The organism is Microbulbifer salipaludis, from assembly GCF_017303155.1.
Classification (GTDB): Bacteria; Pseudomonadota; Gammaproteobacteria; order Pseudomonadales; family Cellvibrionaceae; genus Microbulbifer; species Microbulbifer salipaludis.
This window is the reverse complement of the sequence record NZ_JAEKJR010000001.1, coordinates 549,185-563,118: the sequence shown is the minus strand read 5'-3', so window position 1 is coordinate 563,118 and position 13,934 is coordinate 549,185. Positions and strand designations below refer to the sequence as shown.

At 59.4% G+C, this 13,934-nt stretch carries 13 protein-coding genes; 6 read left to right on the top strand and 7 right to left on the bottom strand.

All coding sequences use genetic code 11. The features are described 5' to 3' along the window. Positions 1-8: 8 nt before the first annotated feature. Positions 9-245, bottom strand: coding sequence for a 50S ribosomal protein L28 (gene rpmB, locus JF535_RS02295; protein ID WP_010132080.1), 237 nt, complete (start codon positions 243-245; stop codon positions 9-11). A gap of 399 nt (positions 246-644) precedes the next feature. After that, positions 645-1,319, bottom strand: coding sequence for a RadC family protein (radC, locus tag JF535_RS02290; RefSeq protein ID WP_206998521.1), 675 nt, complete (start codon positions 1,317-1,319; stop codon positions 645-647). Between the two features lie 141 nt (positions 1,320-1,460). On the opposite strand from radC, the gene coaBC reads away from it, so the two are divergent. From coaBC to slmA, 4 genes are all read left to right on the top strand, one after another. After that, positions 1,461-2,675, top strand: a complete 1,215-nt coding sequence (coaBC, locus tag JF535_RS02285; RefSeq protein ID WP_206998519.1) for a bifunctional phosphopantothenoylcysteine decarboxylase/phosphopantothenate--cysteine ligase CoaBC — start codon at positions 1,461-1,463, stop codon at positions 2,673-2,675. A 98-nt stretch (positions 2,676-2,773) separates the two neighbouring features. Next, entirely contained in the window at positions 2,774-5,101 is a 2,328-nt protein-coding gene (locus tag JF535_RS02280) for a phosphomannomutase/phosphoglucomutase (RefSeq protein ID WP_340674103.1), read from the top strand. 38 nt (positions 5,102-5,139) lie between these two features. Then, entirely contained in the window at positions 5,140-6,063 is a 924-nt protein-coding gene (gene argB, locus JF535_RS02275) for an acetylglutamate kinase (protein WP_206998518.1), read from the top strand. Positions 6,064-6,305: 242 nt separating this feature from the next. After that, entirely contained in the window at positions 6,306-6,917 is a 612-nt protein-coding gene (slmA, locus tag JF535_RS02270; RefSeq protein WP_206998517.1) for a nucleoid occlusion factor SlmA, read from the top strand. Between the two features lie 40 nt (positions 6,918-6,957). On the opposite strand, the gene JF535_RS02265 is transcribed toward slmA, so the two are convergent. Further along, on the bottom strand, positions 6,958-7,554 hold the full coding sequence (locus JF535_RS02265; RefSeq protein WP_206998516.1) for a hypothetical protein: 597 nt from the start codon (positions 7,552-7,554) through the stop codon (positions 6,958-6,960). A 96-nt stretch (positions 7,555-7,650) separates the two neighbouring features. Then, entirely contained in the window at positions 7,651-8,307 is a 657-nt protein-coding gene (pyrE, locus tag JF535_RS02260; protein WP_206998515.1) for an orotate phosphoribosyltransferase, read from the bottom strand. A 123-nt stretch (positions 8,308-8,430) separates the two neighbouring features. Between pyrE and JF535_RS02255 the strand changes: the two genes are divergently transcribed. Beyond that, a complete protein-coding gene (locus tag JF535_RS02255; protein ID WP_066960044.1) occupies positions 8,431-9,198 on the top strand; it encodes an exodeoxyribonuclease III in 768 nt (255 codons plus the stop codon). 79 nt (positions 9,199-9,277) lie between these two features. Here the strand turns inward: JF535_RS02255 and rph are convergent, their stop codons facing one another. Then, positions 9,278-9,997 carry a ribonuclease PH gene (gene rph / locus JF535_RS02250; RefSeq protein WP_206998514.1) on the bottom strand — a complete coding sequence of 240 codons (720 nt, stop codon included), beginning with the start codon at positions 9,995-9,997 and terminating at the stop codon, positions 9,278-9,280. A 165-nt stretch (positions 9,998-10,162) separates the two neighbouring features. Between rph and JF535_RS02245 the strand changes: the two genes are divergently transcribed. Beyond that, a complete protein-coding gene (locus tag JF535_RS02245) occupies positions 10,163-11,047 on the top strand; it encodes a YicC/YloC family endoribonuclease (protein ID WP_206998513.1) in 885 nt (294 codons plus the stop codon). Between the two features lie 186 nt (positions 11,048-11,233). Here JF535_RS02245 and JF535_RS02240 read toward each other — a convergent pair whose 3' ends face one another. Beyond that, positions 11,234-12,688 carry a coniferyl aldehyde dehydrogenase gene (locus JF535_RS02240; RefSeq protein WP_206998512.1) on the bottom strand — a complete coding sequence of 485 codons (1,455 nt, stop codon included), beginning with the start codon at positions 12,686-12,688 and terminating at the stop codon, positions 11,234-11,236. Positions 12,689-12,732: 44 nt separating this feature from the next. Further along, on the bottom strand, positions 12,733-13,914 hold the full coding sequence (locus JF535_RS02235) for an acetyl-CoA C-acyltransferase (RefSeq protein ID WP_206998511.1): 1,182 nt from the start codon (positions 13,912-13,914) through the stop codon (positions 12,733-12,735). Between the last annotated feature and the right edge of the window lie 20 nt (positions 13,915-13,934).

Sequence of the window (13,934 nt, the reverse complement as noted above, 5' to 3'; positions counted from 1 at the left end):
AGCAGTAATTAAACTTTCTCGCCGCGCTTGCGCAGCTCTGCCAGTACGGTATCGATACCTTTCTTATCGATAATGCGCATACCTTTAGTAGAAACACGCAGTTTAACGAAGCGCTTCTCGGCTTCCACCCAGAAACGGTGGGACTGCAGGTTCGGCACGAAGCGACGCTTGGTGCGGTTCTTGGCGTGAGAAACGTTGTTTCCGGTTACCGGGCGCTTACCGGTTACCTGACATACCTTGGACATCTGATTGGCCTCTTAAAAACTCTCGTGCCCTCAGCGCAAGGCGGGGCAGTGCAAAATTCGTTATCCAGCGGACCGCGGGATCTGTACAGAATCTAGCCCGGCCGCAAAGAGCGGCGTTTTATACCAGAACACCCTAGGCGGGGCAAGTTTTGACCAGCTTTTTTGCTGTCTGAGCAGCCACTTTGGGTCGGAGGCGGGAAGTCCCCTATATGCTACGAAGTTCGAGACTGGATGAGAAGGCGGCGATACCGGGTAAAGGCTTGCGAGACCTTCCGCGAGAGGGGCCTCGCGGAAGAGCCCCCATGGATGGGTTGAGGGGGGGCGCCTAGCTCGTGTCTCGCAAGCCTTTACCCGGTAGCGGCGCCGCCACCAGAGTAACGACAGAGCGAACAGGAGAGGTCAAATCAACCCCCGCTCCGCAAAAGAACACCCGCCGCCCTCGCCAACAATCAAGTGGTCCAACACCCGGATATCCACCAGTGCCAGGGCATCCTTGAGCCGCCCGGTAATATGTATGTCCGCCTGGCTGGGCTCGCTCACTCCAGATGGGTGGTTGTGGGCGAGGATCACGGCAGCCGCGCCCTGCGCCAGCGCCGCCTGCACCACCTCGCGGGGATAGACGCTGGCCGCGTTCAGGGTGCCCTCAAACAACTCCTCATAGGCAATCACCCGGTGCTGACTGTCGAGAAACAGACAGCAGAAGACCTCGCGGGCGCGGTGCCGCAACTGTGCGGCCAGATAGTCACGCACCGCTTGCGGACTGGTCAGCGCATCCGAGCGCTTCAGATCCTCCGCCAGATGGCGCCGGCCCATCTCCAGTACCGCCTGCAACTGTACAAACTTGGCATCTCCCAGCCCCTTGCCGGCACAGAACACCTTACGCTCCGCCTGCAGCAAAGGCCGCAGACCACCAAAATCCGCCAGTAACTGCCGCGCCAGATCCACCGCCGAAACGCCCGGCAGGCCCGTGCGCAAAAAAATCGCCAACAGTTCAGCATCCGACAGAGCCGCTGCACCTTTTGCCAGTAACTTCTCGCGCGGCCGCTCTTCCGCGGGCCAGTCCGTAATTGCCATCCCCCCTCCCTGGGCCAGACCAATCAGTCAAAGTAAACGCTCGCTTCCCCTGCAAGCCAGTAAGCGCTCCCGATTGGCCATACTGCCACCGGCGCTAAGATGGTAATCTTACGCCCTCTCAGAGTTCCGGAACCACTGAATATGCCCTCTCTGGCCAACAAACGGATACTGCTTGGCGTTACCGGCGGTATCGCCGCCTATAAAAGCGCCGACCTGGTACGCAGGCTCCAGGATCATGGCGCCAACGTGCGTGTGGTGATGACCGCCGGCGCCCGTGCGTTTGTCCAGCCGCTCACGTTTCAGGCGCTCTCCGGCAATCCGGTGCATACCGACTTGCTGGATCCCGCCGCCGAGGCCGCCATGGGGCACATTGAGCTGGCCAAGTGGGCCGACGTAATCCTGATCGCGCCCGCCAGCGCCAGCGTCATCGCCCGACTGGCCGCCGGCATGGCCGACGACCTGCTCACCACCCTGTGCCTCGCCAGTGAGGCGCCACTGGTGCTGGCACCGGCGATGAACCAGGCCATGTGGCGGCACCCGGCCACACAAGCGAACACCCAGACCCTGCAACAGCGCGGCGCAATCCTGCTGGGGCCGGGTGCCGGCAGCCAGGCCTGCGGCGATGTGGGCCCGGGGCGCATGCTCGAGCCAACGGATATCGTCGACGGCGTGACCCGCAGCATTGCGCCCGCGCAGGTACTGCAGGGCAAAAAAGTCACCATCACCGCCGGCCCCACCCGCGAGGCGCTGGATCCGGTGCGCTACCTGAGCAATCACAGCTCCGGGAAAATGGGCTTCGCCCTCGCCACCGCTGCCGCACGCGCCGGTGCCGAGGTCACCCTGATCGCAGGGCCGGTACGCCTGGCAACCCCAGCTGGCGTTGCGCGGGTAGACGTGATCAGTACCAATGACATGCTAGCGGCGGTGGAGCGCGCCGCCGACGACTGCGACTTGTTCATTGCCGCCGCCGCCGTGGCCGATTTCCGTCCCGCCGTCGTCGCATCGCAGAAGATCAAAAAACAGGACGGGAATGACAGTGACGTGCTGCGCCTGGTAAAAAACCCGGACATCGTCGCCACCATTGCCGCACGGCAAGTAAAGCGACCGTTTGTGGTCGGCTTCGCCGCGGAGACTGAGAAGGTGTCCGAACACGCCGCAGGCAAGTTGCAGCGCAAGAACCTGGATATGATCATCGCCAATGATGTCAGCGACCCGCAGTCGGGGTTTAACAGCGACCACAACCAGGTGACGATCATCGACAAAAATGGCGAATTGCCGCTGCCGGCAGCGCTGAAAACCGAACTGGCCGCAGAGCTGGTCACACGTATTGCGGAACGGGCATTTCCGGCAAACTGACAACAAAAAAACAGTATCGGCAACAACACACAAGATTCAGAAAATTACTGAACCGGTCCGGGGGCTGGTCTGAGAAGACTGGGAGACAAGAGTTAGCTGTGGCTTCAAACATTCAAACGGAAAAAAAACCACTGTGGCACAGCGGCCTGAGCCTGCCCGCGCTGCTCGCTGCTGCCTTGTGGCTGGGCGGTGCATACCTGCTGATGACGCATGTGATCGACGGGCGCAACGCCAACAGTGTGCAACGTGCCGCTCAGCAGGTCGCCGACCAGCAGGCCGCTCAGCTCGGCAGCTTCTTTGCGGCACAGCAGCAAAAACTCGCCAATTTTCAGCCGGCGCAAACATCCAGTATCGCCAGCGCCACCGGCCAGACTGCGCTGCAATTCTTTACCCCCGAGCAGCTGCAGGTAGGCACGGGGCGACCACCGCTCAACTTTGCCCTGGTCGATCTGTTGAAGCGCAGCCTGGAGCAGCCACCGAAGCCGGAGTTTTTGCGCGACAGCAATAACCAGTGGCGCCTTTACCACGCGCGCACGCACGGTGAAGGCGCACTCCTGGCGAGCCAACCCTTCACCGCGTTCGAACGCGTATTGTCGGAGCTCGATCAGCGCATCGGCCATATTCAGATTCAGCAGCAGTTCCTCGACGGGCCGCCCCAGGACCTCTGGCGCTCGCCAGTGCATCCCGCCGGTGGTGATGCGGCCAGCGCGGCCGTGGCGGGCAGTTATCTCAAGGTGTCCTTCACGCCCTCAACGGCATTCGCCGCTGATCACAGTATTGCAGTGGGCTGGATTTACGGTGCCGCCCTGATCGGCCTGCTCGCGAGCCTGTTCGGGCTCTGGAAAACGGTGCCCGCCGACGGGGGCGCAGCACCCTGGGAAAAATCTGCCCGCAGCGGCCGCACGCCGGTGAAAAAAGGCCTGAGTAAAGACGACCTGGCCCCCAAGCCGAACCCCAGCGCGCCAGCCGTCGCGGAAGGTGCACCCACAACTGCCGCGGCCGCACCAAAGCTGGAAGAAACATCTCGCCGCGACCTGATGCGCACACCGAGCACCGACATTCCGCAACACGTATTCCGCGCGTACGATATCCGCGGCATCGCCGGGGAGGAAATCAACGAGCCCTTCGCCTATCAGCTGGGACGTGCACTGGGCACCATCGCCCTGCAATCCGGTGAGAAGCTACTGCTGATCGGGCGCGATGGGCGCAACAGCAGCGAACTGCTGCGGGACTGCCTGATCGAGGGCATTCTGGAAAGTGGCTGTGATGCGGTGGATCTGGGCCTCATCCCCTCGCCAGTACTCTATTTCGCCTGCGCCAAGGGTAAAAACACCAGCAGCGGCGTGATGGTGACTGCCAGCCACAACCCCGCCGATTACAACGGCTTTAAAATCGTCATGAATGGCCGCCCCCTGGCGGACGAGAAGCTCATCCAACTGCGGGCACTGATGCAGTCCGGCCAGTTCGCCAGCGGCGAGGCCAGCAACAGCCAGCAAGACGTGCGCGATGCCTATATCGACGAAATCTTTAATGACGTCGCCCTCGCCGGCCAGCCCCGTATTGTGATCGACGCGGGCAACGGGGCCACTTCCGAGCTGGCGCCGGAGCTGTTCGAGCAACTTGGCTGTGCCGTGGACACCCTGTACTGCGAAGTCGACGGCAACTTCCCCAACCACGCACCAGACCCCTCGCGCCCGGAGAACCTGCAGGACCTGATCGCCCGGGTAAAAGGCGAGGCGGCCGACCTGGGTATTGCGCTGGATGGCGACGGCGACCGCGTTACTCTGGTGACCGCGAGCGGCCGCATCGTGTGGGCAGACCAGCTGGTGATGCTGCTGGCGCGGGATATTCTTGCGCGCAACCCCGGGTCCGATATCGTGTTCGATGTGAAGAGCACCCGCGCACTGGCCAACCTGGTCACCCAGTACGGCGGCCGCCCGATCATGTGGAAAACCGGCCATGCGCCAATGAAGGAAAAAATGCTGGAGACCGGCGCACTGCTCGGCGGTGAGCTCTCCGGGCATATCTTTATCAAGGATCGCTGGTACGGCTTCGATGACGGCGTCTACGCTGCCGCGCGGATTCTCGAAATCATGGCCCTGCGGGAACAGACCCTCGACGAGCTGCTGGAATCCCTGCCACTGATGGTAAACACCCCGGAGATCTTGTTGCCGGTCGCCGAGCAGGACAAATTTGCGCTGATCGATCGCCTGCGCGCCGAGGGCCAGTTCGAACAGGCCGATCTCAACACCATCGACGGCCTGCGTATCGAGTTTGCCGATGGCTGGGGGCTGGTGCGCGCCTCCAATACCACCGCCGCGCTGACCCTGCGGTTCGAGGCGGACGATGAAACCGCGCTGGCGCGCATCCGCGACCAGATTGCCCAGCAACTTCAGAAGATTGACCCGACCCTGGTGCTGCCATAGCACCGCGGGCCGAAGCCCACAGCAGTAAGGAAAACGCTATGTCCCTGGATCAGAAATCCGCCCTGCGCGTTGCGCAGGTTCTGAATGAAGCCCTGCCGTACATCCAGCGCTTCATCGGCAAGACCGTGGTGGTCAAATTTGGCGGCAACGCCATGGTGGACGAGGCGCTGCAGAACAGCTTCGCCCGTGACGTGATCCTGATGAAACTGGTGGGCATGAACCCGGTGGTGGTGCACGGTGGTGGACCGCAGATCGGCGACCTGCTGAACAAACTCAGTATCGAGTCGCGCTTTGTGGACGGCATGCGTGTCACCGACAGTGAAACCATGGACGTGGTGGAAATGGTGCTTGGCGGTACCGTGAACAAACAGATCGTCAACCTGATCAACAAAAATGGCGGTCGCGCGGTGGGCGTGACTGGCAAGGACGGCCTGCTGATCCGCGCGCGCAAGTTGCGCCGGCCGGAAGACAGCGCCGGTCTGCACGCGTCGGAGATCATCGACATCGGCCATGTGGGGGAAGTGGAAAGCGTGGACACCGGCGTGATCGACATGCTCATCCACAGCGACTTCATCCCGGTGATCGCCCCCATCGGGGTTGGTACAAACGGCGAGTCGTACAACATCAACGCCGATCTGGTGGCGGGCAAAATCGCGGAATACCTGAAAGCGGAAAAACTGATGCTGCTCACCAATGTGGCAGGGCTGCAGGACAAGCAAGGGGAGGTGCTCACCGGGCTCTCTACCCTGGAAGTGGACGGGCTTATCGCCGACGGCACCATCTACGGCGGTATGCTGCCGAAAATTGCCTGCGCGCTCGACGCCGTGAAGGCCGGCGTCACCTCCGCGCATATCATCGACGGCCGGGTGCCCCATGCCGTGCTACTGGAAATCTTTACCGATACCGGCGTCGGCACCCTGATCAGCAATGCCGATTTCGACAGTAAAGTGGGTGAAGGATGACCAAAGAGCGGCGTGACACGGGTCACAGAACCGGTGTTAACGATCACTAACAATTGATGCCACGGCGCCGAATCGTTAGGATTCTGGCGCCGGACGAGAAGCTTTTCGACGACCACTTCCAGCAGAAATCCCAGGACTTCTAACGCCCCGGATCACATATGCTGCAGGGTTGCACGACACACGCCAAACCGGCACAACAACAAAAGCAGATCCCGGCTGAATACTCCGGGCAAAGGCAGTTCATGAGCAGCGAAAAAATAAACCGGCGCCAGCAGATTCTTCAGGCGCTCGCCCATATGCTGGAAGCCAGCCCCGGCGCCCGCATTACCACCGCCGCCTTGGCTAAAGAGGTGGGTTTCTCGGAGGCCGCCCTCTACCGCCACTTCCCCAGCAAATCCAAGATGTTCGAAGGCCTCATCGAGTTTATCGAAGAGACCATCTTCAGTCGTATCAAGATCATCCTGCAGGATGAGCCCAGTGCGCTCGCCCGCTGCCAGAAAATCCTGCATCTACTGTTGGCGTTTTGCGAGCGCAACCCCGGTATCACCCGCCTGCTCACCGGCGATGCGCTGACCGGCGAAACCGAGCGTCTGCACAGCCGTATCCTGCAGTTGTTTGACCGCCTGGAAACCCAGCTCAAGCAAATCCTGCGGGAAGCCGAACTGCGGGAGCAATTGCGCCCGGCTATTCCCCTGACGGCTGCGGCCAACCTGCTACTGGCCAGCGCCGAGGGGCGCATCGTGCAGTACGTGCGCAGCGGCTTCAAGCGCAAGCCCACCGAACACTGGGCAGAGCAGTGGCCGGTACTGGTTGCAGGGTTCTTCAGGGAAAGTGCGCTGGCTGCGCAGAACTGATCGGGGGCCAGAATGGCCCCGCAGTGGAGCGAAAGCCGGCTTACTTGCCGGCGATTTCCTGATAACGGCTGGCCGCCTGATCAAACTCGCTGTTAATCGCCACCGCCTCTTTTTCACGCAGAGACAGGCGCTCATTGACGACGCCCACTTCCTCACGCAGGCTCTCGATACGCTCCAGCAGTTCCTCAGACACAGTACCGCCGTTGCGCTCTGTGCGCGCCGCCGCCAACTCCTCGCTCTGAATCTGCCGATTCAGGGACGCAATATTGGAGCGCAGGATCGCCATATCCTGCTGCACGATGGCGAGCTTGCGCTTACGCGCGGACTCGATGTCAGCGATGCTGTTGTAACGCCGCAGAAGTTGCAGGTCGGCCGCCAGACGCGCCTCGCGCCGCTGCTTCTCCGCCAGCTCTTTACCAGTCAACTCCGGCGCCACCACCTCCAGAACCCGCCCGGAAGGGGTCAACACCTCATAGCCACCGGCCACGTATCGGGGAGGCACCACATCGTCCAGCACCTGAACGCCGTGTTCGTTGGTATAGCGGTACAGCTTCTTGCCATCCCACCCCTGGTCTGCAGCACCAACATCCATTGTCAGTAGGGCACCGGCCAACGCCAGTACTATTGCGGTCTTCACGCCTGCCTCTTTGCTATATCTTCCATAAAATACTCAATATTTGACCTTTTACACCAATCCTTTAGTGCCCGGCAGGGTTATAACGCGCAGGCGGGCCTAGCCCTCAGTGCTTACGCCATAGCGTTGCCGGTAGTCGATGATCTGCTGCACCAGCACATCGCTGGCAGCTTCCGCCTTAAGATAGGCAATAATATCGTCCAGTTCCACAATGCCGATCACAGGAATGCTGTATTCCTGCTCCACCAGCTGAATTGCGGACAGGTTGGTGTCCTCGCTGGCCTTTTCCTGCCGATTCAGCCCAATCACCACACCTGCCGGCGCCGCACCCTCGGCCTGGATGATCTGCATAACCTCGCGCACCGCCGTGCCCGCAGTAATCACATCATCAATAATCAAAACCTTGCCTTTGAGCGGCGCACCCACTAAGGTTCCGCCCTCGCCGTGGTCCTTGGCCTCCTTCCGGTTGTAACAGAAGGGCTTATCGATGCCTTTTTGCGCCAGTGCCACCGCGGTTACCGCTCCCAGCGGGATGCCTTTATAGGCCGGCCCGAAGATGACATCAAACTCCACTCCAGAGGCTATGATCGCCTCCGCATAGGCATTGCCCAGAGCGGCGAGTGCCGCACCACTGTGGAATCGACCGGCATTAAAGAAATAGGGGCTCTGGCGCCCGGATTTCAGCGTAAAATCCCCGAAACAGAGCACATCGTGCTCCAGGGCCAGTTGGATAAAGTCGCGCTGGTACTGCTGCATGGCAATTTGATAACTATTGGCTAAGGTGAAGGAAGGTCCCCACGGAATGGGGAGCGGCAATCGAAAAATGTTCAGACGAATAACGACTGCAATTTTACACAGTCCGCTGGTAAGGGGCTAATAATGCGAATAGTGAGTTTGTCCGTTGATGGTGTGCACCAGGCTGCACAGCGCGGGCTCTACGATTGGTTGTCAGATCAGGACGCGGATATCATCTGTCTGCAGGATCTGCGCTCACTGGAACCGGAGCTGGATCACCCCATCTTCCATCCGGACGGCTACTACAGCTATTTCTTCGATTCAGGCACCCCCCACGAAAATGGCGTTGCCATCTATACCCGTGCCCAGCCGAAAGCGCTGATCTACGGTATGGGCTTCGCCAATGGTGTGGACATGTACGGCCGCTATTTGCAGGCGGACTTCGAGCGTCTGAGCGTTGGCTCGCTGCTGGCACCGGTGGCAACCGACGAGAGCTCCCTGGAAGTCAAGGTACAGTTTTTCGACGACATGCAGGCGCATCTGGCCAAGATCAGCCGCAAGCGCCGGGACTTCATTTTCTGCGGCAACTGGGGCATGGCCCACCGTCGCGCAGATGTAGAGAACTGGCAGGATCATCAGGATACCCCCGGCTTCATGCGCCACGAACAGCGCTGGCTCGACCAGCTGTTTAACGATATTGGCTATGTGGACGCGTTCCGCCGGGTGGTGAAAGATGCGGATGAATTTTCCTGGTGGCCCAGCGGCGAAGTAGGCCAGGGCGACGGCTGGCGCACGGACATGCAGATCGTCTCCCAGACCCTGAAGAACAAGATCGAGTACGGCGCCATCAACAAGAACGTGCGGTTTTCCAGCCACCTGCCGGTGATCATGGATTACGACCTGGAAGTGTAATTGTCTCGATTGCCGCCAAAGGCCCGCTGGTACGCCAGCGGGCCTTTTTCGTTGCGCGGCCGGTTGGCGTGCCCGCAGATTACTCCGCCAGGGCTTTTTTCTGCAGCTCGATCAACTCCCTGATACCGGCCTTGCCCAGCGCCAGCATCTCCACAAACTGATGCTCGGTAAACGGCGCGCCTTCAGCCGTGCCCTGTACTTCGATCATGCCACCATCCTCAGCCATCACCAGATTCATATCGGTGTCGGCATTGGAGTCTTCCGGGTAATCCAGGTCCAGCACTGCAGCGCCGTCATAAATACCCACCGAGATCGCCGCAACCATATTGTTCAACGGGTCGGTGGCGATCATCTTCTGCCGCTGCATATAACGGATGGCGTCGACCAGCGCCACACAGGCGCCGGTAATGGATGCCGTGCGAGTACCGCCGTCCGCCTGGATCACATCGCAGTCCAGAGTAATCTGATGCTCACCCAGGGCCTTCAGGTCTACCGCTGCGCGCAGGGAGCGGCCAATCAGGCGCTGGATTTCCACCGTGCGCCCGCCCTGTTTGCCACGCGCCGCTTCGCGGCCCATGCGCGAGCCCGTGGAGCGCGGCAGCATCCCGTATTCCGCGGTGATCCAGCCGCCGCCCTGACCGCGCAGAAAACGCGGCACTTCTGCCGCCACCGATGCGTTGCACAGCACCTTGGTGTCGCCGAACTCCACGAGAACCGAACCCTCCGCATGGCGGGTATAGTTGCGGGTAATGCGCACATCGCGCAGTTGCTCCGGTTTGCGGCCGCTGGGTCGCTGCATATTTGCACCTCTAGTCTGTGGGAGAATAAATATAGGAAGAGTATGAACATTTACTTTCAAGGCTCGGCATTATAGCCATCAAAGCACACAATCACCCTGTGCTATGCTTTGCCGCTCTTTTTTCACACCCCATTTGCACATCAAGTATTTCGGGAGCAGGGCATTATGGCCAACAACAAAGTGCGCAGCATGACCGCTTTCGGGCGCGCCGAAGTCAATTACTCCACCGGCACCGCCGTGTGGGAGATGCGCTCCGTCAACCATCGCTACCTGGAGCCTCATTTCCGCCTGCCAGAAGCCGCCCGTGCGCTGGAGCCCAAGCTACGTGAAGTACTGCGCAAGACCCTGAACCGCGGCAAGGTGGAGATGACGCTCAACCTGAAGGCCAACAGCGGCGAAGTGGCCGGTATTGAAGTCAATCAGGCGCTGGTGGAACAACTGCTCAAGGCGGCAAAAAAAGTATCGCCGGGCATGGGCGGGCTGGACAGCCTGCCGCTGAACCCACTGGAAGTGCTGAAGTGGCCGGGTGTGATCGCCGAGCCAGAAACCGACGCGGAAGAGCAGGCCGGCGCCATACTCGACGGTTTCAAGCAGGCACTGAAACAAGTTGTGGATAACCGCCAGCGTGAAGGCGCCGAACTCGCCGGCTTTATCGAGGCACGCCTGGCGGGCATTACCGAGCAGGTCACCACCGTGCGTGCACTGCTGCCGCAAATTCTGCAAAACCAGCGCGAAAAACTGAAGAGCCGCCTGCAAGAATTGCTCGAAGAAATCGACAAGGACCGTATCGAACAGGAAATTGCCCTGCTGGCACAGAAAGCGGATGTGGACGAAGAACTCGACCGGCTCGACGCGCACATCACCGAAACCCGCCGCGTACTAAAAAACGGCGGCCCCATCGGCCGCCGCTTGGATTTCCTAATGCAGGAATTTAACCGCGAGGCCAACACCTTATCCTCAAAAGCGGTGGTCACAGACACCACCCAGGCAGCTGTGGAATTAAAGGTACTGATCGAGCAGATGCGAGAGCAGGTGCAGAATATCGAATAATTCACGCTTGCCCCCGCGTGCGAATGTGCGCCAAACAGCCTTCAGTCGCAAACACCTGGCGCGGCATACACGATATCCCGCACAAACAGCCATTGGCTGGAGGCTGATGCGCACGCTCCGTAACCGCGCAGCTCAAGGCTCAAGCTTTGGAAGCGGATCGAATTGTTTGAGGGTGTGTCGACACAATTATGAGCGCGCCCGACGGATCATAAATTCCAAAATCTTACGGGACTTTTCACCATACGGTGGCATCAATGGCTTGAGACCGTCGATAAAGCCCTGATAGTGCACCGGCCGCAGTTTGGAAAAGTTAATAAATCCTTCCTTGCCGTGGTAGTGACCAATGCCACTGTGTCCCACACCACCGAAAGGCAGGTCGTGCTGGGCTACATGTAACAGGCAATTATTTACACAGGCACCACCGGACATCACCCGCTGCAGGTATAAGTCACGAAGAGATTTGTTCCGGGTAAACGGGTAAAACGCCAGTGGACGCTCGCGGCTGTTGATATACTCGATTACCTCCTGGGGGTCCCGATAAGTCTTGATCGGAAGTAGCGGGCCAAATATTTCCCGCTGCATAACAAGGCTATCGTCATTGGGTTCAATCAGCAGGTGGAGGGGGAATTTTCGCAGCGCGCCATCCCCTTCGTTGCCGGGGAAAACGTTCACTACTTGTGTGCCCTTTTGCTGCGCATCCGCAACTGTATCCCACAACCTCTGGTAGGACCGATCATCAATAATGGATGTGTAATCCGGGGCCTGTAGATCCGGGTAGCGCTGATGTGCAATTTTCTGCGTCAACTCGACAAATTCCCGCACCTTGCTTTCTGGCAGGAACAGGTAGTCGATATTCGTACAAATCTGGCCGGCGTTCATGAGCTTCCAGAAAAGTATGCGCTCAGCGGCAACCTCGAGCGGGAAGTCCGGCGCAACAACTGCCGGTGACTTTCCGCCCAGTTCAAGGGTCACTGGCGTCAGGTTCGTCGCTGCGCTTGCCATCACCGCTTTGCCAGTTTGTGTGGAACCGGTAAACAAAAGGTGGTCAAACGGCAAGGCTGAGAATTCTGGCCCCAATTGATGCCCATCATCAATAAACGCGAGCTTTTCTCTGGGGAAGTAGTCGGTAACCACACGCTTCAAAAAAGCCGCGAGCCGCGGGGAGCGGTCGGACATTTTCACCAATGCACGGTTACCCGCAGCAAAAATACTGGTTAGCGGTGAAAACGCCAAATTAATCGGGAAATTCCACGGTACGATTACGCCGACAACACCCAGTGGCTGCGCAATCAATCGATTGGACGCGAGCGGGTACACTAGCTGCCGCACACGCCGACGCTCCGGCCTCATCCACTTGCGCAGATGTTTGATCGTTTCCTGGATTCCCTCCAACACCGGCAGGATCTCAGCGAACAAAGTTTCATCGACCGAGCGGTTACCGTAGTCCTCGCTGATGGCGCGGGCAAGGGCGTCCTTGTGATCCTGTACTAGCTGCGCAAGTTTGCGTAAATCGCGTATCCGAGATGTGTAATCCGGGTAGGGGTTGGCAAGGTAGTCTTTGCGCTGGCGCTGAAAAACTTCGTTCATCGCGACGAGGGCCTGGCTGTGCTCGTCCAACTTGGGGCTGTCCAGGGCTTCCATAGGTGTGCCTCGAAAATAGGGCGGTACACAACCGTCCCTATGGATTAAAGAACTTCAAATAGGGCCGCTGCGCCCATGCCGCCGCCCACACACATGGTGACGACAACATACTTCACGCCGCGTCGCTTACCCTCTATAAGTGCGTGCATGGTCATACGATTTCCGCTCATGCCGTATGGATGACCAATGGAGATAGCACCACCGTTGACATTGAGACGGTCAGCGGGAATGCCCAGTTGATCGCGGCAATAAATTACCTGCACTGCGAACGCCTCATTCAGCTCCCACAAACCGATATCGTCCATTTTCAGGCCGGTACGTTTTAGCAGCTTTGGAATCGCGAATACCGGCCCAATACCCATTTCATCTGGCTCACAACCGGCCACGGCCATACCACGATAAACGCCGAGCGGCTGCAGATTGCGCTGTTCGGCAAGCTTGCTATCCATCATCACCACCGCGGCAGCACCGTCGGACAATTGCGAGGCATTGCCCGCGGTGATCACACCGTTCTCGCGCACCGCATTCAGGCTGTTTAAGCCCTCCAGGGTGGTCCCCGGACGGTTGCCCTCGTCCTTGGCCAGTGTCACTTCCTGTTCGCTGATATCGCCGGTTTCCTTATTGGCCACCAGTTTGGTCGCCGTAACCGGAACAATTTCATCATCGAACTTACCGGCCTGCTGGGCTGCCGCGGTTCGGCGCTGGGACTCCAGCGCGTATTCATCCTGAGCGTCGCGGGAAATGTTGTAGCGCTTGGCGACAACCTCGGCGGTATCCAGCATCGGCATGTAAATGGCCGGCGCTTTTGCCAGTACCGCCGGATCTGCCGCACGATGCAGGTTCATATGCTCGTTCTGCACCAAGCTGATGGATTCACAACCGCCGGCAACAACCACCGGAGCGCCGTCCACCACAATCTGCTTGGCCGCAGTAGCAATCGACATGAGCCCGGAAGCACACTGGCGATCAATGGTCATACCGCTGACGCTTACCGGTAAGCCCGCCGCCATTGCAACTTGGCGTGCGAGGTTGGTGCCCTGACTGCCCTGTTGCAGCGCTGCGCCAAAAATACAGTCATCGACTTCTGCTGGATCAATATCCGCGCGCGCGACCGCGGCGGCTACCGCATGGGCCGCAAGCGATGGGCTTTCCAGATTATTGAATGCACCGCGATAGGCGCGACCAATGGGCGTGCGCGCCGCAGAGACAATAACAGCTTCTTTCATAGATATACGCTCTCAGAGCC

Coding starts and splice junctions, on each gene's coding strand:
- rpmB (WP_010132080.1), bottom strand. CDS start 245: ATGTCCAAGGTATGTCAGGTAACCGGTAAGCGCCCGGTAACCGGAAAC.
- radC (WP_206998521.1), bottom strand. CDS start 1,319: ATGGCAATTACGGACTGGCCCGCGGAAGAGCGGCCGCGCGAGAAGTTA.
- coaBC (WP_206998519.1), top strand. CDS start 1,461: ATGCCCTCTCTGGCCAACAAACGGATACTGCTTGGCGTTACCGGCGGT.
- argB (WP_206998518.1), top strand. CDS start 5,140: ATGTCCCTGGATCAGAAATCCGCCCTGCGCGTTGCGCAGGTTCTGAAT.
- slmA (WP_206998517.1), top strand. CDS start 6,306: ATGAGCAGCGAAAAAATAAACCGGCGCCAGCAGATTCTTCAGGCGCTC.
- pyrE (WP_206998515.1), bottom strand. CDS start 8,307: ATGCAGCAGTACCAGCGCGACTTTATCCAACTGGCCCTGGAGCACGAT.
- JF535_RS02255 (WP_066960044.1), top strand. CDS start 8,431: ATGCGAATAGTGAGTTTGTCCGTTGATGGTGTGCACCAGGCTGCACAG.
- rph (WP_206998514.1), bottom strand. CDS start 9,997: ATGCAGCGACCCAGCGGCCGCAAACCGGAGCAACTGCGCGATGTGCGC.
- JF535_RS02245 (WP_206998513.1), top strand. CDS start 10,163: ATGGCCAACAACAAAGTGCGCAGCATGACCGCTTTCGGGCGCGCCGAA.
- JF535_RS02240 (WP_206998512.1), bottom strand. CDS start 12,688: ATGGAAGCCCTGGACAGCCCCAAGTTGGACGAGCACAGCCAGGCCCTC.
- JF535_RS02235 (WP_206998511.1), bottom strand. CDS start 13,914: ATGAAAGAAGCTGTTATTGTCTCTGCGGCGCGCACGCCCATTGGTCGC.